Origin of the sequence: Pseudarthrobacter sp. CCNWLW217, assembly GCF_037203985.1 — a bacterium.
Taxonomy (GTDB): Bacteria; Actinomycetota; Actinomycetes; order Actinomycetales; family Micrococcaceae; genus Arthrobacter.
In genome coordinates this window covers 86,112-109,605 of the sequence record NZ_JBBCBT010000015.1, presented here as the reverse complement: position 1 = coordinate 109,605, position 23,494 = coordinate 86,112, and the positions used below count along the sequence as shown (strand labels likewise).

Genomic DNA, 23,494 nt, shown 5'->3' with positions numbered 1-23,494 from the left:
CGCGGTACTACACAGATGACTGACCAGCCAAAGGGCGAGCTTGTCTGCAAGGTGGATGAAATCCAGCTCAAGCAGGCGCTGCGGATCCTGATCGACGACTACCCCGTAGCCATCGTCAAGGACTCCATGGGCGAAATCCACGCCATCGGGGACACCTGCTCGCACGCGGACATCTCACTGTCGGAGGGCGAAGTGGAAGGGTGCATGATCGAGTGCTGGGGCCACGGCTCCCAGTTCGACCTCCGCAGCGGCGAACCTCTGCAGCTGCCTGCCTACGATCCCGTCCCGGTGTTCGCCGTCGAGGTCCTTGGCGATGAGGTCTACGTGGACTTCACCAACGTCCTCAACGGAGCGGAAGCCCCGAACTTCAGCTAGCAGCATCAGCCGGACAAGATCCGCCGCCGGCAGTAATACGAAGCAACAGAACTAAAACTTCCAGACAAAGACCGCACCGCCGCCGGAGGGCACGGTGCAAAGGAGAACAAGACCTATGTCTACTCTTGAGATCAAGGACCTGCACGTCAGCATTGACACGGAGCAGGGCACCAAGGAGATCCTGAAGGGCGTCAGCCTGACCATCAAGACCGGCCAGACCCACGCCATCATGGGCCCCAACGGTTCCGGCAAATCCACCCTGGCATCCACCATCGCCGGGCACCCGCGCTACAACGTCACCAGCGGCTCGATCACCCTCGACGGCGAAGATGTCCTCGCTATGAGCGTCGACGAGCGCGCCCGTGCCGGTGTCTTCCTGGCCATGCAGTACCCCGTCGAGGTCCCGGGCGTCTCCATGACCAACTTCCTGCGGACCGCCAAGACCGCCATCGACGGCGAAGCGCCCAAGCTGCGCACCTGGACCAAGGAAGTCAAGGACGCCATGGAGAAGCTGCGCATCGACGCTGACTTCGCCCAGCGCAACGTCAACGAAGGCTTCTCCGGCGGCGAGAAGAAGCGCGTGGAGATCCTTCAGCTCGAACTCTTCAAGCCGAAGTTCGCCATCCTGGACGAAACCGACTCCGGGCTGGACGTCGACGCCCTGAAGGTTGTCTCCGAGGGCGTCAACCGCGCCCACGCCGAAGGCAACATGGGCACGCTGCTCATCACGCACTACACGCGTATCCTGCGCTACATCAAGCCTGACTTCGTCCACGTGTTCGTTGACGGCCAGGTTGTCGAAGAGGGCGGCCCGGAACTGGCCGACCGCCTCGAAGAAGAAGGCTACGACCGCTACGCCAAGGGCGCCGGCGCAGCCACCATCGCCGCCGCAGCCGCACAGGCCTAGTAAGGACCAGCCATGACCGAAACCAATACGGCCCGTACGGGTCTTGAGGATGTCGAAGAGGCACTCAAGGACGTCATCGACCCCGAGCTCGGCGTGAACATCGTCGACCTCGGGCTGCTGTACGGCCTGAAGTACTCCGATGACGACGGCGCGCTGCTGATCGACATGACGCTCACCACGGCCGCCTGCCCGCTCACCGATGTCATCGAGGAGCAGGTTGGCAAGGCACTGGACGGCATTGTTGATGACTGGCGCCTGAACTGGGTCTGGATGCCGCCATGGGGTCCGGAACGGATCACTGACGACGGCAAGGACCAGATGCGGGCCCTCGGCTTCAACATCTAGATCCCCACCGCCATAGAGTACGACGACGGCCGGTTACCTTCATCCCGAAGGTGACTGGCCGTCGTCGTTAGTTCATCGAGTGCTCCGTCAGCGCCTTTTTGAGCACCCAAAACGGCGGTTACGGAGCAGTCGATGGATAGGGTCAGAGGCTGGGTGCCGAGAACGTGTCGCACTGGTTGATGTCGCCGGTCTGGTAGCCCTGGTAGAACCACCGTTGCCGCTGTTCGCTGGAACCGTGCGTCCACGCTTCCGGGGATACTTGGCCAGTGGCAGCCTCCTGGATCCGGTCATCGCCCACGGCCGAAGCCGCTGACAGGGCGTCATTCAGGTCCTGCTGGGTGATCGGTTCAAGGAAAGGCTGGCCGTCGGGGCCGGGCTGGGTTGAGGCGTGCTTGGCCCAGAGGCCGGCATAGCAGTCCGCTTGGAGCTCCACGCGGACGGCCCCCGATTCAGGGCCTTGAGGATCCTGCTGCGCGCGTTCAAGGTATCCCAGGACATTCTGGATGTGGTGTCCGAATTCGTGTGCCACCACATACTCCTGGGCCAGGGGTCCACCCGAGGAGCCGAAGCGGTCCACGAGGTCCTGGAAGAAGCCTGGATCGAAGTAGGCGGTGGTGTCCGTGGGGCAGTAAAAGGGTCCCACCGCGCTGGAGGCCGTACCGCAGCCGGTGCTGACGGCGTCGTCGAAGATAACGGTCTCAGGCTGGGGATACTGCACACTGTATTCTTGGAGGTACGCCGGCCAGAATGCATTAAGGCTGTTGACAGTGCCCGTGATACGGCAATCGAGGCGGGCATCGGCGTCGGCGCCCGTCTCGCAGGCGGGCGCTGTGCCCTGGCTTTGAGGCTCCTGCGCCCCGCCTGTCAGTCCTTCGAGCAGTTGGGGGTTAACGCCCAGGAGAGCGGCAATAAGCAGGATCAACCCACCCCCGATTCCACCGCCAATGAGGCCGCCGCGGCCTCTGCCACGGCGGTCCTGCACCTGGGAAGGATCCAGCTGGACGTTGTCATTGAAGCTCATAGAGTCACAATAGACCCAGCAGGCAGTGGCCGGCCGGTAAAGTTGGGCTGATGCCTTTTCTTGATCGAATCCAGCGTTGGGCCACGGACCGCCCCCTCGACACCGCCGTCGTAGTGGATGGCCGGCGCCTGACGTGGGCTGCGCTCCGCGACGCCGCGGCTGCTGAACTGTCCGGTTCCAAAGCGGTCACTGTCCTGGCGGAGGCAAACTCCGTTGACTTTGCTGTCCGGTTTGCCGCAGCCGTGGCCGGGGAACGGCAGTGCGCCGTCCTGGACCCGGCGTGGCCGGAACAGTTGCAGCGCGAAATCCGTGGCCGGCTGGACGGCTCAGCCCGGCCCGGGAGCGTGGCCCCGGACGACGCCTTGGCCGACGGGCCACCCGAAACCACGTTCCTGATTGGACTGACTTCCGGCACCACCTCAGTGCCCAAGGCCTTCACCCGGTCCAGGCAGTCATGGCGGAAGTCCTTCGACGCGTCCATTGAATTCTTCGGCCTCAGGCAGGACGACGTCACCCTTGCCCCCGGCCCCCTCGCGGCAAGCCTGAACCTCTATGCCCTGGCGGAGTGCCTCTATGCGGGCTCAGAATTCCAAACGCTGGAGAACTTCGATGTCGGTGACGTCCACGCGGCCATCACGCACGACGGCGTGACGCGCCTGGTCTTGGTGCCCACCATGCTGCGGCTGCTCAGTGAGCGCGGCCTCACCGGCTGCGTGGACGCGGCAGGAGTGCGGACCATCATCTGCGCCGGCTCAAAACTCGATGCGCGCACCCTTGAAGCGGCACGCCGGTGGGCGCCCAACGCCACGATCTTCGAGTACTACGGCGCCTCCGAGCTGAGTTTCGTCTCGGGAGCCGGCCTGCCCGCCGGAGAACTCGACGCCGGCGGCACCGGAATCGGGCGCGCGTTTCCAGGGGTGGAGGTCCGGATCCTGGACGACGACGGATCCCCGCTGCCCGATGGTGAAGCCGGTAACATCTGCGTCCGCAGCGGGCTGGTGAGCAACGGCTATCTGTGGGGCGACGACGGCCAGGCCCTCCGGTCCTTCGGCGACTGGTTCACCGTGGGGGACCAGGGCTACCTGGCCGGCGAGGAGCTCCACATCCTGGGCCGTCGCGCTGACATGATCCTCACGTCCGGGAAGAACGTCTATCCGCATGAGGTTGAATTGGCATTGGCGTCCGTTCCCGGTGTCGCGGCGGCCATGGCGGCTGGAATGCCCGATGACCTCCGCGGCCAGCGCGTCGTGGCGGGCGTGGTCCCGGCCCACGGCGGAATCACCGCCACCCAGCTCAAAGCCGGCCTGGAGAATGTCCTGGCGCGCGACAAACGGCCCCTGCAGTACTTCGCCCTGTCCGAACTGCCCACCACCGACCGTGGCAAGGTGAGCCGGAACATGCTCCTTGAGTGGATCACGTCCCATGACCAGAGGGTCCGCCACCTTGGGCAGTGAGACTCGTGAACGCTGACAGTATGCCTCCTGAACTGCTGCCTCCCGACCGGCAGCCCGTGATCATCGCCGCCCGGCGGACGCCGGTGTGCCGGGCGAACGGGGCGGTGAAGGACCTCCGGGCGCACCAGTTGCTGGCCCCCGTCCTGGCGCAGCTCCTTGCTGAATGCGGGGTGTCTCCGGAAGACGTGGCAGATGTGGTGGTTGGCAACGCCGTGGGTGGAGGCGGCAACGTGGCCCGCCTGGCCCTGCTCGAGGCCGGGCTACCGGTCACTGTGCCGGGCATGACCGTGGACCGGCAGTGCGGGTCCGGCCTGGACGCCATTGTGCTGGCCGCCAGGCTGGTGGCTTCCGGGGGGAACCCTGTGTATCTCGCCGGGGGAGTGGAGAGCATCAGCACCGCGCCGCTGCGCGCATACCGGAATGACGACGGCGAACCGGACTTTTTCTCCCGGGCCCAGTTTGTGCCGCTGAGCTTCGGCGACCCGGACATGGGAGTGGCGGCCGAAAACGTTGCCGCGCGCTTCGCCGTCGGCCGGGACCGGCAGGACGCCTTTGCGTTGGCCAGCCACGAGCGCGCCGTCTCAGCGGCCCGGGCCGGGCGCTTCGACAGCGAGATCACGCCGCTGGAAACAGCGGGCGGAACCGTCGACAGGGACGACGGGCCACGTCCCGGACTCAATGCGGCTGTCCTGAAGCGATTCCCGGCGGCTTTTGTTGACGGAGGAACAGTCACCGCAGGAAACTCATGCTTTGACGCCGACGCCGCCTCCGCCGTCGTTATCACTTCCCTGCAACGCGCCCGTGGACTGGGCGTGACGGACGGACTCCTGGTGCTGGCCACGGAGACTGCCGGAGTGGACCCCGAACTGCTGGGGATCGGCGCGGCGGTGGCTGGCGAAAGGCTCCTGGCCACCCACTGCCTTACAGCCGCCAGTGTGGGGCTCGTGGAATTCAACGAGGCGTTCGCCGCCCAGGCTCTCGCCTGCCTGGATCATCTGGGCATTGAGGCGGACCGGGCAAATGCCGACGGCGGCGCCCTGGCTTTGGGCCACGCTTACGGTGCTTCCGGAGCTGTCCTGGTGACACGCCTGCTGGCACAGGCCCGTTCCACCGGCGAGCCCGGCCTGCTGGCGCTGGCGCTCATCAGTATCGCCGGCGGGATGGGGACAGCCGCGCTGCTGCGGTACGAGAAAATCACTGCCTGAAGCAGCTGAACCGGCCCGGCGGGCTGTCAGTCGTCAGCCTCGCCGAGGCCGCGGGCGGCCAGCGCCTCACCAGTCTGCCGTGCAAAGGCCACGGTGGTAATAAAAACGGGCAGCACCAGCGCCCTCGGGTTCCGCTCCAGGCCCCGTGCCCGGGCTGAATCCCGGACGTCCGCAAACGCGCCAGCAATGTACGGGATACTCCGCAACATCACTGCGATGGTCAGCGCGAAGCGTTCCGGGTCGGCGCCGAAACGCCGAAACGGCGTGGCCAATGACACCACGCCGTCCAGCAGGCGCTGCATGGGCGTGGTCGCCGTCAGCAGCGATGCCGCCACCACGCACACCAGGATGTTCAGGACGATCCGGGCCGCTGTGGGCCGGCCGAGCTGCCACCACTGAAACAGCCCGATCACCGGCAGGACAAGCAGCAACGGTCGGATGGCACCGAGCAGCCTGCGCGCACCGGCCCCGGTGAGCAAGTACAGCATGCTCATCACGGCAAGGACCGCAGCGGACACGAACCAGTCAATAATCAGGAAGGAGGCCAAACCGCAGCCGAACACCAGCAGGAATTTCAGGACCAGCGGGCAGCGGTGGATGACCGAATCTCCCGGGACGTAGTTCGCCAGCAGGAACCCGTGTCCTCTCACGGCGCGGCCAGGCCTTCGGCGCAGAGGGCGCGGTACCTGTCCACAGCTTGGGCGGGCGCCCCGTCGAACACCACGTGTCCGGCCTCAATCACCAGCACGCGGTCCATGTCCAGGGCCAGCTCAAGATCGTGCGTGGACATCAGGATCTGCTGATCCAGGCCGTTCAGCGTCCGGCGCAAGAGTTCGCGGTTCCGCAGGTCCAGCAGGGTGGAAGGCTCATCGAGCACCAGCACCGAGGGGTTCACGGCCAGGACAGCGGCCAGCGCCATCAATTGGCGTTCCCCGCCCGAGAGTTCATAAATGCTCTGGTCAGCCAGTCCCAGCAGCCCGAATCGCTCCAGCGCTGCCTCCGCGAGGCGCCGCCGCTCCGCTCCATTCCGGACCGAACGGCGGAGCGACAGTTCCACATCTTCGCGTCCCGTGGGCATCACCAATTGGGACAGGGGATCTGTGAAGACGAACCCGACATTCCGCCGGACTGCCCGTACGGCGCGGACAGTATCGTCGCCATCCACCGCCACCGTGCCGGAGCTGGGCTGGACCAGGCCGTTGACCAGGCGCAGCAGGGTCGATTTACCGGACCCATTGGCTCCGATCACGCCGATTCGCCGTTCTGCCAGCTCCAGGGTGACGCCGTGGAGCAGGGGCTTGGGCTCCGGCTGGCTATCGACAGCTACGGCCACGCAGGCCTGCCGGAAGGAAATAGTGGACATGGGATTTAGCGGTTGGTCCGCTTCACGCGGCGGACCAGTACGTCGGGGAACGCGCGGTGGAGGGCGACTGCAATCACGGCGGCGAGGATGTTCTTGATGATGTCTCCGGGGTAGAAGATCAGGTCCGCCATAAACGCCTGTCCCAAGCCGGTCTTGGTGTTGATCACGATGCCGGCGATCCCCAGGGAATGCACCACCAGGATGCTGGTCACCGTGGCCGCCAGGAAGAACCACAGTGCCCGGGCGCGGGTGGTACGCCGGATGACCACAGTGGCCAGCCAACCGACCAGTGCCGCGGCAATGGGGAAGGCGATAATGTAGCCGGCTGACGGTCCGGCCAGGATGCCCAGGCCGCTGCGTCCTTGGCTGAAGATCGGCAGCCCGGCCAGCCCCAGGACCGTGTAAAGGCCGACGGCAGCGAAGCCACGTGCTGGGCCCAGCATCAGGCCGGTGAGCATCACCGCGAGGGTCTGGAAAGTGATGGGGATGCCGAAGACGTTCGCCGCGATGCCGGGAACCAACGCGGAACCCGCTACCAGCGCGGCGAAGACGGCGATCAGGCCAAGGTCGGTGGCGTTCCAGCGGCGTCGGACGGGAGAAGAGGTGCCTTCGACGGCGGTGTCAGTCTGGCTCATGGGAATCCTGTCGGGGTTGTACAAGCAAAGCAGGGGATGTTCCTGACGTTACCGTCCGCCGTCGGACTCTATTTTGTAGGGGATCCACTAAACAAGATGCCCTGATGTGATGGCAGAGCACAAAGGCCCGTGTGGCGCCGCACCAGGGCTGCCGCGTACGGCCAGACTTTAGGGCCAATCGCCGCGGTTATGCAGTGAAGCTGCGGCCGGTAGACTTGTATAGGCCGTTCTCCGGCCTCTCTGCCCGGTTCCTTCCAGACTTCATCCGTTGGGCTGCGGCGTTCCCTGTTGTGAAAGGCCTTACCTGCTGTGATTACTGTCCAGGATCTTGAACTGCGCGCCGGCGCCCGGCTCCTTATGGACCAGGTGAGCTTCCGCATCGACAAGGGAGACAAAATCGGCCTCGTGGGCCGGAACGGTGCAGGCAAGACCACCCTCACACGTGTCCTTGCCGGCGAAGGGCTTCCCGCGGCGGGCAAGGTGACCCGCACTGGCGAAATAGGCTACCTGCCCCAGGACCCGCGCACCCCGGACATGGAGCAGCTCGCCCGCGACCGGATCCTGTCCGTCCGTGGCCTGGACATCGCCGTAGGCAAGCTCCGCGTCGCCCACGAAGAGATGGCCAGCGAGGACGCCACCATCCAGCGCAAGGCAATGAACCGCTATGACCGGCTCGAATCCGAGTTCCTGGCCGCCGGCGGCTACGCTGCCGAAGCCGAGGCCGCTGCGATCTGCTCCAACCTGGCCCTTCCGGACCGCCTGCTCAACCAGCCGCTTAAGACACTCTCTGGTGGCCAGCGCCGCCGTGTGGAGCTTGCCCGCATCCTCTACTCGGATGCCGAGACCATGCTCCTCGATGAGCCCACAAACCACCTCGACGCCGATTCCATCGCCTGGCTGCGTGACTTCCTCAAGAACCACCAGGGCGGCCTGATCGTGATCAGCCACGACACGGAGCTGCTTGAAGCCACCGTCAACAAGGTGTTCCTGCTTGACGCCAACCGCGCCCAGATCGACTTCTACAACATGGACTGGAAGCGCTACCTCACCCAGCGCGAAACAGACGAACGCGCCCGCAAGCGCGAACGCGCCAACGCCGAAAAGAAGGCCCAGGTCCTTTTCGACCAGGCCAACAAGATGAGGGCCAAGGCCACCAAGGCTGTTGCCGCGCAGAACATGGCCAAGCGTGCCGAACGCCTGCTCAGCGGACTGGAGGCCGTGCGCGAGAACGACCGCGTGGCAGCCCTCCGCTTCCCTGATCCTTCGCCCTGCGGCAGGACCCCGCTGACCGCCGAGGGCCTCAGCAAGTCCTACGGTTCGCTGGAAATCTTCACGGACGTCGACCTCGCCATCGACCGCGGCTCCAAGGTGGTCATCCTTGGCCTCAACGGCGCCGGCAAGACCACCCTCCTGCGGATGCTCGCCGGCGTGGACAAGCCTGATACCGGCGACGTCATTGCCGGGCACGGCCTGAAGGTGGGCTATTACGCCCAGGAACACGAAACGCTCGACGTCGACCGCACCGTCCTCGAGAACATGCGCTCCTCTGCTCCGGACATGAAGGACGCCGAGGTCCGCGGCATCCTCGGCTCATTCCTGTTCTCGGGCGACGACGTCGACAAGCCCGCCGGTGTACTCTCCGGCGGTGAGAAGACCCGCCTCGCCCTGGCCACCATCGTTGCCTCCAGCGCCAACGTCCTCCTCCTGGACGAGCCCACCAACAACCTGGACCCCGCCAGCCGCGCCGAAATCCTCGGCGCCCTGCGGAACTACTCCGGCGCCGTCGTCCTGGTGAGCCACGACGAAGGCGCAGTCGAGGCACTGAATCCCGAGCGGGTTGTGCTGTTGCCTGATGGTATTGAGGATCACTGGAACGAAGACTATCTGGACCTGATTACGCTGGCTTAATCCGGTTCCCGCCGACCACTGGTTGCGTTCGCGCCCCCAACCGCGTAATTTGCCGCTTGCTGGCTCGTTCCTCGCCCTTGACGCAAGCTACACAAATCACCCGGCCGCAGGCGCTGGCGCTCAGGTCACCTTTAGCGAACTATCGGACCGTCAGTTCCGGAGCCTTCGTGATCCGTTGCAGGTCGTTGTAGGTGATGCTGAACATACGGGGGCTACTCCGCCTACTTCCTGGCGTGTGTGCATCGGTCAGTAGCCTTGGGCGTCGAGGAGGGCGTCTTCCTCTTCCTCTGCGGTTGGGCGCTTCCGTTTGCGTGGGACGGGCGGACGACGGCGGGCTGCCGCGGCGGCCGAGTGCACCGGGCTTCCGGAGTCGCGCGCTACGTCCTCACGTTCAGCTTCGTCCTCGGCGTCGATCGCGGCGTTCCGCGCCTGTTGCCGGGCAGCGTAGCCGAAGCCCACAAACATCAACACCCCGAAGGCAAACCACTGCAGGGAGTAGGACAAGTGCGTGCCTTCCTCCGTGGAGGGCATAGGGAATGGGAAAGGCATCTCTGCCGGCGCCGGAGTCTCAGACGCGAGCTGGCCGTAGGCTCCCGTGAGCACGGGGTAACCGAGTTCCTCGGCGTAGGCGGGAAGGTCAATGGACGCCAGCTGGCCATCCGGGGCGCTGCGCTGGAGCGTCGGCTCGCCAGCCTTGAGGCGGACGACGGCGGTCACCTCACCTGTGGGTGGGGCCGGGATGGAGTCAGGACGGCCAGGGTTGTTGTTTCCGATCGGCAGCCAGCCGCGGTCGATCACCACGGTTTCACCGGACTCCAGCTTGAAAGGCACCACCACTTCGTAGCCGGGCTGACCGTTCAAGGGCCTGTTGCGGACAATCCGCTGGCCTGCGGCGTCGTATTGGCCCTTCAGCTCAACCTGGGTCCATTCCTTCTCAGGCTCCAGCCGGTTGAACTCATCCCTGACCGCGGTGAAGGGGACCGGCGTGGCCGAGTAATTGGAGACCACCCGGTTAATTTCAGCGAGCGTTTCAGCCCGCCGGTCCATCTGCCAGCGGCCCAGGAAAACACAGGCCGTGGCGAAGATTGCGGCAAGCAGGAGGTAGCCCAGCCACTTACTGGAAAAGAGGAAGCGGTACATTCAGCCTTCCTGCCCCCGCGGCGCGGAGCCCGTCCCGGCGTCACTTCCCAGCGGCACGGTTTCCTTCCACAGTCCGCGGGTCTGGAGGTAGTCCTCCAGCCAGTCGCGGTGTTCGCCGCAGGCGAGCCAGATCTTCCGGCGCTCTGGGGTGTGGATTTTCGGGTTGTTCCAGAGAAGCTGCCATGACGCCTCGGAGCGGCAGGCCTTCCGGGAGCACATGGCAACTGCGGCCGGAGGGGGACCGGGAGTCCCCGCAGCCAAGTCAAAAATGTTCATGAAGCGCGCCGTTCCTCGCCGTGGTTTGGTTCGTCGTCATCATCAATGAGTTCGCCTTGCAGGATGTCGCTGTCCGGTTCGGCTTCACCCGCTGGCCAGCTGGGCCCTTCCAGTTCGGCAAGCGGCGCGGAGTCGAGCAACGAATCGCTGTGGATCTCCGCTTTGTCGCTTCCGTTGGCGATGACCACCGCGATCCAGGGCAGGAAAACGGCGCCCGCCACCATCAGGAGCTTGAACCAGCCGTCCACCACAAAAATGAGGATGAGGCAGACCATGCGGATTCCCATGGCAAGCGCGTACTTGATCATCCGCTGGCGCATGTCCTCGGAGTGGGCTGACGCAGCGTCCGTGATGCTGTGGACTCCGGAATCGCCGGAGAACCGCTCAGGGTCTCCGGGCACGGGCTGTCCAGCATGGTTTTCAAGGGTCACGGTTGATTAATCACGCTCCAAAGGCTTGCCTCAATTCTCTCACCATCGGCAGTGGCGCCCAAACGCGGGCTAAGATCGGAGGCAGCAAAATCACGCCCCTTCCTACCGCGGCCCCGCGTGCCGCAGAATCCCGGAGCAATTAATGTCTGAAGCAGCTACTGCGGCCCGAAGCGTCCTGATCACCGGTGGAAACCGTGGCATCGGCCTGGCCATCGCCGAAGCCTTCCTGGCTAACGGCGACAAGGTAGCCGTGACCTACCGGAGTCCGTCAGAACTGCCGGCCGGGATCCTGGGCGTCAAAGCCGATGTGACGGATGAGGCCTCTGTGGATGCGGCCTTCACGGAAGTAGAAGCCGCCCACGGGCCGGTTGAGGTCCTCGTGGCAAACGCGGGCATCACCAAGGACACCCTCCTGCTGCGCATGAGCGAAGATGACTTTACGTCCGTGATCGACACCAACCTCACGGGCGCCTTCCGCGTCATCAAGCGCGCGTCCAAGGGGATGATCCGGATGCGCAAGGGCCGCGTGGTCCTCATCTCCTCTGTGTCCGGCCTCTACGGCGCCCCCGGCCAGATCAACTACTCTGCCTCCAAGGCCGGCCTCGTGGGTGTAGCGCGTTCCTTGACGCGCGAACTTGGATCCCGCGGCATCACGGCCAATGTTGTGGCTCCGGGGTTCATCAACACCGATATGACGGCCGAACTGCCCGAAGCCACCCAGAAGGACTACCTCTCCAGCATTCCGGCAGGCCGTTTTGCCGAGGCGTCTGAGGTGGCCAACGTGGTCCGCTGGATTTCAAGCGACGAGGCGGCTTATATTTCCGGTGCAGTCATCCCTGTTGACGGCGGACTTGGCATGGGCCACTAACAGGGTTTGATCCTGCGGCCACGGCGTCCATCAGCCAGCGGCGCCGAACGCCTCCTTTAGCCATTGCGTCACCTGTTCGTCGACGTCCTCAGCAGTGGAAAGTTCCAGGTGGTGCATCCACACGCCGGGGGACGGGTGGACCACTTCCTTGAACCGCGACGAATCCACTCGCCGGGGCAGTGCAATGGAGAGCACCGCCGGAACGTCTGTGTTCAGATGCCGCCGCGGGTTCCAGAGATAGGCGAAGCCGCGTCGGTTCCGGAAGGCCACTTGGCTGGTGGTGGTGCGGACGGTGGCTGGAACGGCGTTCAGGATGGTGTCGCGGACAAGCTGGCAAAGCCGCAGGCCGTCCGGTGAGTTGCCGAAGACCTCTTCCGGCGTGGACGCAGTGCCGGCGGGGACGGTCATGGGCGGCGCCTCCCAGGCTCCGGGCGGTTCCTCATAGGGCGAGCGTACGCCGGAAAGTCTGCGTCCGGGAGACACGCCGACACTAGCTCAGAGGGCCTTCTTTGTGGGGGTCACACAAGCGAATACGGGGCCTGCGCTGGCATGATGGACTGCAGACCTCAAGCGATTTAGACGTTTCGAACAAAAGGGAGCTCATATGGGACTGCTGGACAACAAAACCGCCATCGTGACCGGATCCTCACGCGGAATTGGCGCGGAAGTGGCGAAGATCCTGGCTGGCGAGGGCGCCGCCGTCGTCGTTAATTACCGTCAAAAGGCGCCGCGCGCCAACAAAGTGGTCGCTGAGATTGAAGCCGCGGGCGGCCGTGCAACGGCCGTGGGTGCGGACCTGACCACGCTGGAAGGTGTGCAGGCCCTGGCCAGTGCAGCCATGGAGAACTTCGGCTCGCTGGATGTCCTCGTGCTGAATGCTTCCGGTGGCATGGAATCCGGCATGGAGGACGATTACGCCCTGAAGCTGAACCGGGACGCGCAGGTCAACATGCTCAACGCCGCTGTGCCGCTGATGAAGGAGGGCTCCCGCGTGGTCTTCGTGACCAGCCACCAGGCGCACTTCATCAACACCGTGCCCACCATGCCCGAGTACGAGCCCGTAGCCCGCAGCAAGCGTGCCGGCGAGGACGCTCTCCGCGCCCTGCTGCCCAACCTTGCCGAGAAGGGCATCTCGCTGGTGGTTGTTTCGGGCGACATGATCGAAGGCACCGTGACGGCAACCCTGCTGGACCGCTCGAACCCGGGCGCTATCGAGGCCCGCCGCGCCGAGGCCGGCAAGCTCTACTCTGTGGAGGAGTTCGCCGAGGTAGTGGCCAGCATGGCAACCGCGGATGTCGAATCCGGCCACACGGAGTACGCCGGCGGCGCCGACTACTTCGGTAAGGGCGCCAACTAGCGCTTTTCAGGCTTCTCACCGCTCCGGTTTGCCACGCAGCAAACCGATCACCACGACGAGCTCCGGGCAGTACTCCTGCCCGGAGCTTTTGTCTGTCCTGAAACCAACCCTGGGCATCGACCCGCCGTTGTCTACGGAGCGCCGTTGTCTACGGAAGCAAGGGCGCCTAGGGTCAGATGCATGGCACAGCAATCAGGGATGACGCGCCGAACCTATCCGGAAGGCGTTCCGTGCTGGGTGGACACCTGGCAGCCCGACGTGGAGGCAGCCATGCATTTCTACGGCGAAGTCTTCGGGTGGGATTTCGAGGACGCTGTCCCGGCCGGCGGCAATGGCACTGGCACTGGCACTGGCACCGGCACCGGCACTGGCAGATACGTTATAGCCACGCTGGACGGGCAGGAGGCCGCCGCGATCGCAGGCCCTGGCCCCGGTGCAGCCGGATCCGCTGCCGCAGCGTGGAACACTTACGTCTCCGTGGACGAAGTGGATGCTGCGGTGCGCCGTTTGCTCACGGCCGGAGCAACACTGATGTCGGCTCCTGCCGACGCGGGCCTGGGAGGCGTGCAGGCGGCGTTGACGGATCCCGAAGGCGTCGAGTTCCGTCTCTGGCAGGCCCGTGAGCGGCCCGGTGCCCAGGCGGTTAACGGTCCCAGCGGATGGAACTTCAGTGACCTCCACACAGCAGATCCCGAGTCAGCCATCGCCTTCTACACGAAGGCCTTCGGCTGGCAGTTCGACAACCTCGACTTCGGAGTAATGATCCGCCGTCCCGGATATGGGGATCACCTCGAAGCCACTGTGGACCCCAACATCAGGGTCCGCCAGTCCGGCGACCTCGCCCCACGCGGCTTCGAGGACGCCGTCGCCTGGTTGGCCCCGGTGGCTCCTGGCGAGCGTCCGCAGTGGCACGTGACGTTTTCTGTCGCAGACCGGGACCGTACGGCCGAGGATTCAGAGCGACTCGGCGCCGTCATCCTGGGGCACGACGATACGGAGTGGACGCGCACCGCCCTGATCCGGGATCCCGCCGGAGCCGTCTTCACAGCAAGCCAGTTCACCCCTCCCACCGGCTGAGCGGACCCGGCTAGGCAGGGGGGGCGGAGTCCGGCCTCAGACTCCGGCGATGTGCCTCACTGCGTCCAGGTAGGGCATGTTGACGGCGGAGTCGGCCACAGCCCGGACGGCAGGCTTGGCGTTGAACGCCACCCCGATCCCGGCAGCTCCCAGCATGTCGAGGTCATTGGCCCCGTCACCCACTGCAATGGTGTGTTCCATCGCAATTCCTTCGGCGGCTGCCCATTCGCGCAGGTACTTTTCCTTAGCGGCACGGTCAATCACGGCACCGAGCACCTTGCCGGTCAGGGCGCCGTCCACGATTTCGAGCTCGTTGGCGATCCAGTAGTCCAGGCCCAGGTCCTGGGCGATCGGACGCAGGATCTGGTTAAAGCCGCCGGAGACCACCGCCACCACATGTCCCGCAGCCTTGAACGCGGCCACCAGTTCGGCGGCACCCTCGCTCAGCTTTACTTCCGCACGGACGGAGTCGACGACGGCGGCCGGCAGTCCCGCGAGCACGGCCACCCGTGCGTGCAGGCTCTGCGCAAAATCCAGTTCGCCGCGCATGGCGGCTTCGGTGACGGCGGCAACCTCCTCGCGCTTGCCCGCGTAGGCGGCCAGGAGTTCAATGACTTCCTGCTGGATCAGTGTCGAATCGACGTCCATGATCAGGAATTTCCGCTGGGCGGCGCGGAGTCCGGCTGGAACGATCGCCGTGTCCAGGCCCGCCTGCGCTGCCTCGGCCACAGCGTGGCGGAGGGCAGCGATGCCTGACTCCGTGCTGTCGGCCACGGCCAGTTCGGCCGTGTGGACCTCAAAACGGCTGTCCCCGGCGCGGGATTCGGACTGGAATGTAGCGCCGCTGCCGGCCAGGACGGAGCGCAGCTGGTCAAGCTCGGAGGCAGTCAGTTTCGGGCCATAGCTGACCGCAGTCACGTTCGGAGTCATGGCTGCAATCTTAGCCAGCGGCGGGGTTCGGCCCGAATTCATTGCGGGGGGAGAAGGCCCTAAACCACGGCCGTACTCTGAGGGCGGCTGTGACCCGCGTCGCAGCGGCCGTATCAGTTATCAGTAGGTCCCCGTTTTGTCCTAGTGTCTACTCCTATGAGTGATGTTCTGGAATTGGCTTCCGTCAGCGTTGTCCGAGGCAAGAAGACCCTGCTGGACAAGGTTGACTGGCAGGTCAACGAAGGCGAACGCTGGGTCATCCTTGGCCCCAACGGCGCAGGCAAGACAACGCTTCTCCAGATAGCCGCAGCCCGCCTGCATCCGAGCAGCGGCAGGGCAGGGATTCTGGATGAAACCCTCGGCCGCGTTGACGTGTTTGAGCTCCGTCCGCGTATCGGCCTTTCCTCCGCAGCCCTTGCCACCCAGATCCCGGAGAATGAGATCGTCCTCAACGTGGTGGTCACCGCCGCCTATGGCGTGACAGGCCGCTGGCGCGAGGGCTACGAACGCGATGATGAGCGCCGTGCCTTCCGTTTGCTGAACGCCTGGGGAATGGGGCCGCTGCTCAACAGGACCTTCGCAACGCTGTCCGAAGGTGAGCGCAAGCGCGTCCAGATCGCCCGGGCCCTTATGACGGATCCGGAGCTGCTGCTGCTGGACGAACCCGCGGCCGGCCTGGACCTGGGCGGCCGCGAGGAACTCGTCCACAAGCTCAGTGAACTTGCGCTGGACGAAGCCGCACCGGCCATGGTCCTGGTGACCCACCATCTTGAAGAGGTCCCGCCAGGCTTCACGCACGCCATGCTGCTTCGTGACGGCGGCGTAGTAGCTGCCGGCCCCATCGCGGAGGTCCTCACAGACGAACACCTCACCAGTACTTTCGGCTTGGCCTTGGATGTGTCCGAGAACGCCGGACGCTACACCGCCACCGCCCGCCGCTAGGCCGCGGCGCCGCCCACCGTGGATCTTCTCAGCAGTACCTTTGTGTTCTTTGCCGGCCTGTGGGCGGGCACCATCAACGCCGTTGTAGGCTCCGGGACCCTGGTCACTTTCCCCGTTCTGATCGCCCTGGGGGTCACCCCGGTGGTGGCATCCATGAGCAACGCCATGGGACTGGTGGCAGGCGGCGCCGCAGGCGCCTTCGGCTACCGCCGCGAGCTCAAAGGGAGGGGCCGGCAGCTCCTCAGGCTCCTGCCGGCGTCGCTCCTGGGCGGCATTTCGGGCGCCTGGCTGCTTCTGCACCTTCCTGAGGAGGTCTTCCACTACGTCGCCCCAGTCCTCATTGTCCTGGCCCTCCTGATGGTGGTCTTCCAGCCACGCCTCCAGGCTTGGGTGCGCAACCGCGAAGAGAACCCGGAACACGCTGTACGGGACAAGAGCCACGGCGTCCTCCTTGTAGTGCTTGTCTACCTTGCCGGTGTTTATGGCGGGTACTTCGTGGCTGCCCAGGGCATCCTGCTGGTGGGCATCCTGGGCGTGTTCCTGACCGGCACCATCCAGAACGCCAACGCCATGAAGAACATCCTGGTGCTCGGTGTAAACCTGGTGGCCGCTGTTTCGTACCTGGTCTTCGCCTTCGACCGCATCAATTGGCTGGTGGTGCTCCTGATCGCGGTTAGTTCAACGATCGGCGGACTCCTTGGCTCCAAAGTTGGACGGCGGCTCTCGCCCACCGTCCTCCGGGGTGTCATCTTTGCCCTCGGGCTGGTGGCCCTGGGCTTTATGATCGCCAATCTCCTGAAATAATCAGCCGGTGCCAATCCACTACCTCGAATCGGCCCGGGATCCCCGCGTGTCCGACTACACCCAGCTGACGGACGTCCATTTGCGCAAGCTGCGCGAGCCTGCGGAGGGCATGTACATCGCCGAATCCTCGCGGGTTCTCCGCCGCGCCCTGGCCGCCGGCCACCGGCCCCGGTCATTTTTCCTGGCCGAGAAATGGCTGGCAGACCTTCAGGATGTCCTCGACACCTACCCAGAGGTCCCGGCATTCATCGGACACGCGTCATTGCTGGAGGAAATCACCGGCTTCCACCTGCACCGCGGAGCGATGGCGGCCATGGAACGGCCTGCCCCCGTACCGCTGGCCCAGCTCCTCTCGGGCGCCCGCCGGGTGGCCGTTCTCGAGGACATCGTGGACCACACCAACGTGAGTGGTTACAAAGTACAGAGGCAGGAAACCGCTCACCTTCGAGGACGATCGAGGATCGCGGTCCTTGAAAACCTTACCGACCATACGAACGTAGGAGCGATTTTCCGCAGCGCGGCAGCCATCGGTGTCGACGCTGTACTGGTCTCGCCCGAGTGCGCCGACCCGCTGTACCGACGCTCCATCCGGGTGTCGATGGGCACGGTGTTCCAGGTGCCGTGGACGCGAATCGAGTCGTGGCCTGGCGATCTTCAGGCCCTCAAGGAGGCAGGCTACTTTGTGGCCGGCATGTCGCTTGGCGAAGGGGCCATTACACTCGATGAGCTGGTCGCCCAGGACCATCCGAACCTGGCGCTGGTCTTCGGAACTGAAGGCGATGGGCTGAAACCGGAGACTGACCACATGCTCGACGCGCGCGTAACAATTCCGATGATGAATGGCGTGGATTCGCTGAATGTTGCGGCGTCATCCGCTGTGGCGTTCTACGCGACGAGGTAGCCGGTGCCGGAGGATAGCTTCAGAACCACACCAGCCATAAGAACCGTGCCCTTGAGATCCAGGAGGACCGCCGGGTGAGACCTGCCACCAGTGAACGAGCCCGCGGCGGGCTGTACCTTGCTGATTTCACGCTTCCCGCCGTGCGGTGCAGGGAAGGGACGTTCGGATTCGCGGAGTTCCGGCAACTGGAGAAAGCCAGGCAGCTGGGCTGGCCCGACGATGTGCTCGAACAATGGGTGTACGACCACGCCGGGAATGACTCCTTCCTGACTGACTACGGAGAGATTGATCTCAGCAACATCAACTGGCAGGTGGAGGACTTGCCTGTCGTCGATTTCATTGTGATGCCAACGGGGCCGTCCGACGTTGACGCCATTGAGCATTACGCAGAAAACCCGGATCACTGGAATGCTGTGCGCAGGCACGGCGTGCACCTGGGCGTAAAGCCCTGCTGGGAGGTCCACGGGACCTGGAATCGGTGGCCCATCCTGCTCGACCGGGACCTGGTCACTCCCGGGGATCGGGGCTTCAGCTCGTCGAAGGACGCACCCGTGTGGGCATCCTTCGGGGCCGGCGACGTCAGGGGAACCTGGTCGCGGACAGGCACCTGGCATGGGTCGGACGACGGCGGACATGAGCAGCCAGAGGATAACGGCCTACACGCAAGGCGATGCCTGCCACATAATCCCAGGAAGAATTCCTTACCAGTCCAGGAGCCTTCGACGTTGAACTCACCCACGCAGCTCACAACAATGATCCGGTTCTACCTTGAGACCCTCGGTGAGACCAACGCGCACCATCCGTTCGAACAGCTCTGCCTCGGCCTGACTCGTCGCCGGATTGTCAGCAACGTCATGCCTGCCACAGGCCCGGTCTCCGCCGGCGGCGACGGGGGACGTGATGCCGAAAGCTACTGGAGCATAGTGGCCAGGGAACTGCCGAACACGTCGCTCTTTACTTCCCTGGCTACTGAGGACGCTGTTGTCCTGGCAGTGACCGCGCAGCGCGAGAACGTCCCATCCAAGATTCGGTCCGATCTGGCCAAGATCGGCGGCAAGGGTGAGCCGGTCGACCGGGTGATCTATTTCACCATCGCACCCGTCGACACGGCGAAGAGGCATGAGCTCCAGGAGCACGCGCGCACACAATATTCGATCGCCCTGGAGATTTGGGACGCGCAGGCGATCGCAAACGAGCTCGCCAGCCCGGACCTGTTTCACCTCGCAGTCGACTTCCTCCATGTGCCGTCCTCTCTCGCACCCGAGCGCGATGAGTCCGATGAGGAGCTCCCCGAGTGGTATGTCGAGGAGCGCAACCGCTGGCGGACGGCGTCAACCCGCTCCGGCTCAATGGGCGAGGCCATCGACCTGAGGGAAGGCCTCCGGTTCTCCAGCCAGAATCCGGAGGCGCGTGTCGACCTGCCCGACTGGCTGGCTGTGGCGCGGACACTGAGGGATGCAGCGTATGACAACCCCAGGGTGTTGAACCGTATCGACTACGAAATCGTCCTCGCAACCGGGATCGGGTTCAATACCCTGAAAGCAGTCGACGGCATTCTCCGCGGCTACTTCGGTCGGCTCACCTCCCTGGCATCGGACACGGGTGCGTTGGTGGATGGCATCACCCTGCTCCATCTCGTTCAGGTGACGCTGGCGCGCGGTGAGACCACTGTCAGTTCGGACGAAGCAAAAGGGTGGGCCGATGATTTGGAAAAGGTGCTCGAAGGCGAGCTGCGGGCAGCGCCCGGATCGAACGCGAAGGCCACCCTGCTGGCAGCCGCCGCAATCCTTGCTTTCGGTCCCCGGGAGTTCGCGCAGGAGGATCTCGGCAACATCTCCGGATCCGGGCCGTTGATGTCGGACATCTACCAGGAAGTTCGTGCCGCCAAACAGGAAGGACGCCCGCTTCCGGTGGTGCCGCCCGAAGTCGAGCTGCGCGACCTCGACGCGGGCATGGCACACCTGGTCGACCTCGTCCGGATCCTGCCCGAAGCGCCGATGGTACCGCTGGATGATCTGATGTCGATCTTCGACCTCACAGCGCCCGCCCTCATCGACCACCCCGACTATTTCACCGTGCGGCAGGCACTGGATGACGTAACGTTCGACCGTTCCGGACGGGCTGCGGCCGGCGACCGGGCGCAGAGCCGCGCCATGGCACTGCTCCAGGGAGGCCGGCCCCTGGACGCCCTTCGTGAAATTCATTCCGCAAAGTTGAGCTGGCTCAACGGCGACGCCGCTGAGGGCGCGGCGATCATGATGCTGCTTGCATCAGCCGTATACAGCAATCTCCGGCTGCCGCTAGCCGCAAAGCAGTACTCGATGAGTGCAGCGACGGTAGCCAGGCTGAGCGGCGACCCCGACCTCTCCGTCCTTATCGCCCGGGGCCTCATCCTGACGGCAATGTATGAACAGCAGGCCGGCCAATGGCTGACCGCGACCCAGACGTTCAGAAGCGGGATCTGGGTGCAGGCACAACTGGCGGGTGACCCCTGGAGCTTCGAGTGCTACCCGTACTTCCAGGACATGTTGATCAATCAGTGCCACATCCTGCGGGCCGCGTCCTCCCTTCGGCCAGGACTGCTGCCGGCCATCGAATCGGTGGTCCAGTCCACCGGTCTCAACGAGTACACAGCTCCGATGCTGGCGTCGGTCGCGCACCTCCAGCCGCTGGGAGAGGCAGAGACCGCAGAGGCCGCGGACCGGAATGGACTTGGGCGGCCCTTCGCCGACGCCGGCCCCGTGCGCGAGTACAGCTGGGCCGCACTCAACAACGTATGGATCGTGACCGCCCCCAATGACCGGGCACACGTACTTGCGGCCGAGAGGTTCGTGGCTGCGGTGCAGATTACCCTTGCCGATCTCGCCGGCGAGGACCTCCTACTACTACCCGGTGAGATCCGGGTGGAAGTCAAGGTGTCCGACGGGCCCGTCGAACCCATGGCGGTGTTCACTGGGGAGTCCGAGCGCGGCCGTGGCGCTGTCGGACACCGCGTGACCCTCTCCGCCTCGGGAGCCCTGTCGCCGGAGGAAAACCAAACCGAGGTTGCCTCTGCAGCGCTGCAGGCAGTTGTCACCCAGTCGCTCCTCGGGCGGAAGGAATTCTCGGCGGTGATGGATCGGACCTTCGAACGCGGGCTTCCACACATGCTGACCTGCGTACGTCCCTACGACGAGCTCGTCGACATCCACGAAGACTCGTTCTACGAAGAAGTCAGCACATTTACAGAGCGTCCCATCGGAGCCGACAGGCCACCGGAACCACGGCCTGCAGCCGGACTGCACGGTAAGCTTCCGCAACACGCGTCGACCTATGACCAGGCTGACGCTCTCGCTGGGGTTGCCGCTCGATACGAGACGATGCTGCCACCAGTGCGGCTGACGCTGCCGCGGCTGGCCGCGGACCAACAGTTCATGCAACTCGTGGCATCACTGCGCGGCCAGGGATGGAAGGACTGGCACCTTCTCGTTGCAATCGCCAACATCGTGGGCAACGGCCGCGCACGTATCCGCGGCCTGAATATGACCACATCGATCAGTCAGGCCGACCGCGACCAGTTCCTTTTGCTCATGAAGAAGGAGGAGCGCGCGGACGATCCGAAGCCGCCTCTCAACATTTTCACCGAAGACACGATGTGGTTCCACCTCTCGAATGCCGCGCTCATGACGATAGGCCGGTGGGGCCTGGAAGTGCGCGTCAGGAGCCTCGATCCGCGATCGTTCCTGGGACTCCTGGGTGAACGCTTCAACTACTGGGACGACGATGTGGAGCACGTACCGCTCTTCACGACATAGGGTTGAAGCTGTTACAGGCTGCGCCTCGTGTTCGGGACATGCCCTGGACGGTTCTGTGAGCTGAACTGCGGCAATCTGTGCGTGCATCGAGTGGAGAAAGTCGATGACCGGCGTCAGTTCGATGACCACGTCAATTCAGGGAAAAGCCCTTCCCGCACGACTCAGGCTTGCGTCAGGCAAGTGGCGTGGCCTAGGAACTTGATCAGTCCGAAAGACCGAAGTCCGGCGACGAAGCGACGCGGCTGGCTCTGAATACCTGGGCAAGCGTCGAAAGTGCTTCGAAGACGCCAAAAGTCTCGCTAAGAAACTCGAGATACGTCATACCGGAGGGATCATCGTCGCTGACTACACGCCCAGTCTGGAGGTCGTGATGTGCGGTCGCGTGGCCGATCGTATTGCGGCGGCGGTTATTGAGGAGATCCGCGAATGATTCCCAGCCCGGAACCTGGGTAACGTACGCGATCTTGCGTGCAGCTGACAGCCTGTCGTACTTCTCAAGGCTCGCGGGGCGGAACTTCGCGGGCACGATGTTGGGATGATCGTCGCCGAAGTTATCGGGGCTGCCTCGCTTCACGGTGTTCTGAGCCGCAACGAGCGGCCAGAGGCACTTGCACGCGAGCTCGAATCCATGTTGGTACAGGTCCCTCACTGTCGAGAACTCGTCGCGGTACAGAACCAATTGGTCGAAGGCAACCTTCTCGTCCGGCCCGACGAACCTTCCGAGAAGCCCCATCTCCCAGGACTCGTGCTGTTCGACGAAACGGTTGAGCTCAGTGAAGAGATCCCGCTCTAGCGCGGCCGCCGCTTGACCCCGACGCCGAAAGGCCAGAAGGTGGTCCCTGTGCCGGTTCATCGCTGCGGTGTGCTTCCGCGAGAAACGGCCGATCACTGTCTCGCTGGAGGTGCCAGTCCTCCCCGTCATCATTGTGGTAGCCGTTCCTAGTGTGTGGTAAGCGATACTCGTTCGCTCGTGGCTCGTGCTCGGGTCCCAATCAAGGCCGAAGTTCTGCTTGGCGATCCGAGAAAACATCTGGGTGTTGCCTTGAAGGTAGTACTGAAACAGCATGCGGACGCCGGGCCACATGGCCCGGCCTGCCTCGAGCGCAGTATGCCGTTCGGACTCGAACTTGGTGAAGACATCCTCGCCGAGGATCTGAACGAGGGTCATTGTTGGGAAGGCACCGGTCGGAGCGAAGGAATCGGCTTCGTAGAGTGACGGCACGAATGGGTTGATGGTCACAACGAGTGCGCCGGGGAGCTCTGAGTCGGAGCCGTTCAACACATCGCATTCGATGCCAATTCGGTGGTTTTCAAGTTCAGTGCCCGACATGGAGCCTCGGATCGGCAAACGGCAATGCGGACAAGGGAGATAGAAGCGCGTCCGGCTGGTCGGTTCTACACCCAGCCGCGCGATGAAAACTTCCTCGCAGCCGGGGCACTTGAGGTGGTAGCGGGAAATCATAGCCTCAGCCTAGCCGGGGTCACGCACGCGTCTGCTGGTTTACTCACGAAGTCACCGTAGTAGTTCACGCGCGCGCGTCAGCAAACAGCTGCAGCCCCTTGGAGTGCCCGGGACTGCGCGTAGCGATATAGCGTGTTGGCGATGGCCAACGGCGAAGTTCCTGCCCTAACGCGCTCCCGGCACATTGCAACCACCACCAGTGCGGCGAGCTGGTACTACTTCAAAACACCGCCCTCCCAGATGACGGAACTGCAAGCTGCTCAGCTTATGGTCGTCCTTCCTCTTCCGAGCCTGGTCAG

At 64.3% G+C, this 23,494-nt stretch carries 23 protein-coding genes; 13 read left to right on the top strand and 10 right to left on the bottom strand.

What is annotated here, in order from left to right; genetic code table 11:
• The first annotated feature begins 15 nt into the window (after positions 1-15).
• The 3 genes from V9L18_RS16955 (at position 16) to V9L18_RS16945 (ending at position 1,627) form a co-directional block, all read left to right on the top strand.
• On the top strand, positions 16-375 hold the full coding sequence (locus tag V9L18_RS16955) for a non-heme iron oxygenase ferredoxin subunit (protein WP_337348329.1): 360 nt from the start codon (positions 16-18) through the stop codon (positions 373-375).
• A gap of 115 nt (positions 376-490) precedes the next feature.
• The gene (gene sufC / locus V9L18_RS16950; RefSeq protein ID WP_337348328.1) at positions 491-1,282 is read left to right on the top strand and encodes a Fe-S cluster assembly ATPase SufC; all 792 of its coding nucleotides are present in this window, start codon (positions 491-493) and stop codon (positions 1,280-1,282) included.
• A 12-nt stretch (positions 1,283-1,294) separates the two neighbouring features.
• Positions 1,295-1,627 (top strand): metal-sulfur cluster assembly factor, encoded by a 333-nt coding sequence (locus V9L18_RS16945; RefSeq protein ID WP_337348327.1) that lies wholly within the window; start codon positions 1,295-1,297, stop codon positions 1,625-1,627.
• A gap of 142 nt (positions 1,628-1,769) precedes the next feature.
• On the opposite strand, the gene ypfJ is transcribed toward V9L18_RS16945, so the two are convergent.
• Positions 1,770-2,648, bottom strand: a complete 879-nt coding sequence (gene ypfJ, locus V9L18_RS16940; RefSeq protein ID WP_337348326.1) for a KPN_02809 family neutral zinc metallopeptidase — start codon at positions 2,646-2,648, stop codon at positions 1,770-1,772.
• Between the two features lie 50 nt (positions 2,649-2,698).
• Here ypfJ and V9L18_RS16935 point away from each other — a divergent pair, with 50 nt between their 5' ends.
• Both V9L18_RS16935 and V9L18_RS16930 read left to right on the top strand, forming a co-directional pair.
• Positions 2,699-4,102 carry a class I adenylate-forming enzyme family protein gene (locus V9L18_RS16935; RefSeq protein ID WP_337348325.1) on the top strand — a complete coding sequence of 468 codons (1,404 nt, stop codon included), beginning with the start codon at positions 2,699-2,701 and terminating at the stop codon, positions 4,100-4,102.
• Between the two features lie 20 nt (positions 4,103-4,122).
• Positions 4,123-5,307, top strand: coding sequence for a thiolase family protein (locus tag V9L18_RS16930; protein WP_337348324.1), 1,185 nt, complete (start codon positions 4,123-4,125; stop codon positions 5,305-5,307).
• A gap of 26 nt (positions 5,308-5,333) precedes the next feature.
• Here V9L18_RS16930 and V9L18_RS16925 read toward each other — a convergent pair whose 3' ends face one another.
• The 3 genes from V9L18_RS16925 to V9L18_RS16915 are packed head-to-tail and all read right to left on the bottom strand — an operon-like array spanning position 5,334 to position 7,305.
• Positions 5,334-5,957 carry an energy-coupling factor transporter transmembrane component T family protein gene (locus tag V9L18_RS16925; RefSeq protein ID WP_337348323.1) on the bottom strand — a complete coding sequence of 208 codons (624 nt, stop codon included), beginning with the start codon at positions 5,955-5,957 and terminating at the stop codon, positions 5,334-5,336.
• A complete protein-coding gene (locus tag V9L18_RS16920) occupies positions 5,954-6,670 on the bottom strand; it encodes an energy-coupling factor ABC transporter ATP-binding protein (RefSeq protein WP_337348322.1) in 717 nt (238 codons plus the stop codon). Before V9L18_RS16920 ends, V9L18_RS16925 begins: the two co-directional genes overlap by 4 nt.
• Positions 6,671-6,675: 5 nt before the next feature.
• Entirely contained in the window at positions 6,676-7,305 is a 630-nt protein-coding gene (locus tag V9L18_RS16915) for a biotin transporter BioY (RefSeq protein ID WP_337348321.1), read from the bottom strand.
• Positions 7,306-7,614: 309 nt separating this feature from the next.
• On the opposite strand from V9L18_RS16915, the gene V9L18_RS16910 reads away from it, so the two are divergent.
• Positions 7,615-9,213: an ABC-F family ATP-binding cassette domain-containing protein gene (locus V9L18_RS16910; RefSeq protein ID WP_337348320.1), complete on the top strand. Its 1,599-nt coding sequence runs from the start codon at positions 7,615-7,617 to the stop codon at positions 9,211-9,213.
• Between the two features lie 246 nt (positions 9,214-9,459).
• Here the strand turns inward: V9L18_RS16910 and V9L18_RS16905 are convergent, their stop codons facing one another.
• Genes V9L18_RS16905 through V9L18_RS16895 form a run of 3 tightly spaced genes read right to left on the bottom strand, consistent with a single transcriptional unit; the run spans position 9,460 to position 11,060 of the window.
• Positions 9,460-10,353, bottom strand: coding sequence for an SURF1 family cytochrome oxidase biogenesis protein (locus tag V9L18_RS16905; protein ID WP_337348319.1), 894 nt, complete (start codon positions 10,351-10,353; stop codon positions 9,460-9,462).
• On the bottom strand, positions 10,354-10,629 hold the full coding sequence (locus tag V9L18_RS16900) for a hypothetical protein (protein ID WP_337348318.1): 276 nt from the start codon (positions 10,627-10,629) through the stop codon (positions 10,354-10,356).
• A complete protein-coding gene (locus V9L18_RS16895; protein WP_337348317.1) occupies positions 10,626-11,060 on the bottom strand; it encodes a DUF3099 domain-containing protein in 435 nt (144 codons plus the stop codon). The genes V9L18_RS16900 and V9L18_RS16895 overlap by 4 nt, the downstream gene beginning before the upstream one ends.
• Positions 11,061-11,202: 142 nt before the next feature.
• Between V9L18_RS16895 and fabG the strand changes: the two genes are divergently transcribed.
• Positions 11,203-11,928, top strand: a complete 726-nt coding sequence (gene fabG, locus V9L18_RS16890) for a 3-oxoacyl-ACP reductase FabG (RefSeq protein WP_337348316.1) — start codon at positions 11,203-11,205, stop codon at positions 11,926-11,928.
• A gap of 30 nt (positions 11,929-11,958) precedes the next feature.
• Here fabG and V9L18_RS16885 read toward each other — a convergent pair whose 3' ends face one another.
• Positions 11,959-12,336, bottom strand: coding sequence for a DUF5655 domain-containing protein (locus V9L18_RS16885; protein WP_337348315.1), 378 nt, complete (start codon positions 12,334-12,336; stop codon positions 11,959-11,961).
• Positions 12,337-12,532: 196 nt separating this feature from the next.
• Here V9L18_RS16885 and V9L18_RS16880 point away from each other — a divergent pair, with 196 nt between their 5' ends.
• Complete coding sequence (locus V9L18_RS16880) at positions 12,533-13,285, top strand: SDR family oxidoreductase (protein ID WP_337348314.1); 753 nt, start codon at positions 12,533-12,535, stop codon at positions 13,283-13,285.
• Positions 13,286-13,465: 180 nt separating this feature from the next.
• The gene (locus V9L18_RS16875; RefSeq protein WP_337348313.1) at positions 13,466-14,362 is read left to right on the top strand and encodes a VOC family protein; all 897 of its coding nucleotides are present in this window, start codon (positions 13,466-13,468) and stop codon (positions 14,360-14,362) included.
• A 36-nt stretch (positions 14,363-14,398) separates the two neighbouring features.
• On the opposite strand, the gene serB is transcribed toward V9L18_RS16875, so the two are convergent.
• The gene (gene serB, locus V9L18_RS16870; protein ID WP_337348312.1) at positions 14,399-15,292 is read right to left on the bottom strand and encodes a phosphoserine phosphatase SerB; all 894 of its coding nucleotides are present in this window, start codon (positions 15,290-15,292) and stop codon (positions 14,399-14,401) included.
• Between the two features lie 156 nt (positions 15,293-15,448).
• Here serB and V9L18_RS16865 point away from each other — a divergent pair, with 156 nt between their 5' ends.
• The 4 genes from V9L18_RS16865 to V9L18_RS16850 all read left to right on the top strand — a co-directional run bounded on the left by V9L18_RS16865 (position 15,449) and on the right by V9L18_RS16850 (position 21,733).
• Positions 15,449-16,234, top strand: a complete 786-nt coding sequence (locus V9L18_RS16865; protein WP_337348311.1) for an ABC transporter ATP-binding protein — start codon at positions 15,449-15,451, stop codon at positions 16,232-16,234.
• 18 nt (positions 16,235-16,252) lie between these two features.
• The gene (locus tag V9L18_RS16860; protein ID WP_337348310.1) at positions 16,253-17,038 is read left to right on the top strand and encodes a sulfite exporter TauE/SafE family protein; all 786 of its coding nucleotides are present in this window, start codon (positions 16,253-16,255) and stop codon (positions 17,036-17,038) included.
• Between the two features lie 7 nt (positions 17,039-17,045).
• A complete protein-coding gene (locus V9L18_RS16855) occupies positions 17,046-17,939 on the top strand; it encodes a TrmH family RNA methyltransferase (RefSeq protein ID WP_337348309.1) in 894 nt (297 codons plus the stop codon).
• A gap of 74 nt (positions 17,940-18,013) precedes the next feature.
• Positions 18,014-21,733, top strand: coding sequence for a hypothetical protein (locus V9L18_RS16850; protein ID WP_337348308.1), 3,720 nt, complete (start codon positions 18,014-18,016; stop codon positions 21,731-21,733).
• Positions 21,734-21,935: 202 nt separating this feature from the next.
• Here V9L18_RS16850 and V9L18_RS16845 read toward each other — a convergent pair whose 3' ends face one another.
• Positions 21,936-23,195 (bottom strand): hypothetical protein, encoded by a 1,260-nt coding sequence (locus tag V9L18_RS16845; RefSeq protein WP_337348307.1) that lies wholly within the window; start codon positions 23,193-23,195, stop codon positions 21,936-21,938.
• Positions 23,196-23,494 lie beyond the last annotated feature (299 nt).

Bases quoted from the DNA above. Each gene is read 5' to 3' on its own strand.
- V9L18_RS16955 (WP_337348329.1), top strand. From the start codon at position 16: ATGACTGACCAGCCAAAGGGCGAGCTTGTCTGCAAGGTGGATGAAATC.
- sufC (WP_337348328.1), top strand. From the start codon at position 491: ATGTCTACTCTTGAGATCAAGGACCTGCACGTCAGCATTGACACGGAG.
- V9L18_RS16945 (WP_337348327.1), top strand. From the start codon at position 1,295: ATGACCGAAACCAATACGGCCCGTACGGGTCTTGAGGATGTCGAAGAG.
- ypfJ (WP_337348326.1), bottom strand. From the start codon at position 2,648: ATGAGCTTCAATGACAACGTCCAGCTGGATCCTTCCCAGGTGCAGGAC.
- V9L18_RS16935 (WP_337348325.1), top strand. From the start codon at position 2,699: ATGCCTTTTCTTGATCGAATCCAGCGTTGGGCCACGGACCGCCCCCTC.
- V9L18_RS16930 (WP_337348324.1), top strand. From the start codon at position 4,123: ATGCCTCCTGAACTGCTGCCTCCCGACCGGCAGCCCGTGATCATCGCC.
- V9L18_RS16920 (WP_337348322.1), bottom strand. From the start codon at position 6,670: ATGTCCACTATTTCCTTCCGGCAGGCCTGCGTGGCCGTAGCTGTCGAT.
- V9L18_RS16915 (WP_337348321.1), bottom strand. From the start codon at position 7,305: ATGAGCCAGACTGACACCGCCGTCGAAGGCACCTCTTCTCCCGTCCGA.
- V9L18_RS16905 (WP_337348319.1), bottom strand. From the start codon at position 10,353: ATGTACCGCTTCCTCTTTTCCAGTAAGTGGCTGGGCTACCTCCTGCTT.
- V9L18_RS16900 (WP_337348318.1), bottom strand. From the start codon at position 10,629: ATGAACATTTTTGACTTGGCTGCGGGGACTCCCGGTCCCCCTCCGGCC.
- fabG (WP_337348316.1), top strand. From the start codon at position 11,203: ATGTCTGAAGCAGCTACTGCGGCCCGAAGCGTCCTGATCACCGGTGGA.
- V9L18_RS16885 (WP_337348315.1), bottom strand. From the start codon at position 12,336: ATGACCGTCCCCGCCGGCACTGCGTCCACGCCGGAAGAGGTCTTCGGC.
- V9L18_RS16880 (WP_337348314.1), top strand. From the start codon at position 12,533: ATGGGACTGCTGGACAACAAAACCGCCATCGTGACCGGATCCTCACGC.
- V9L18_RS16875 (WP_337348313.1), top strand. From the start codon at position 13,466: ATGGCACAGCAATCAGGGATGACGCGCCGAACCTATCCGGAAGGCGTT.
- serB (WP_337348312.1), bottom strand. From the start codon at position 15,292: ATGACTCCGAACGTGACTGCGGTCAGCTATGGCCCGAAACTGACTGCC.
- V9L18_RS16865 (WP_337348311.1), top strand. From the start codon at position 15,449: ATGAGTGATGTTCTGGAATTGGCTTCCGTCAGCGTTGTCCGAGGCAAG.
- V9L18_RS16845 (WP_337348307.1), bottom strand. From the start codon at position 23,195: ATGATTTCCCGCTACCACCTCAAGTGCCCCGGCTGCGAGGAAGTTTTC.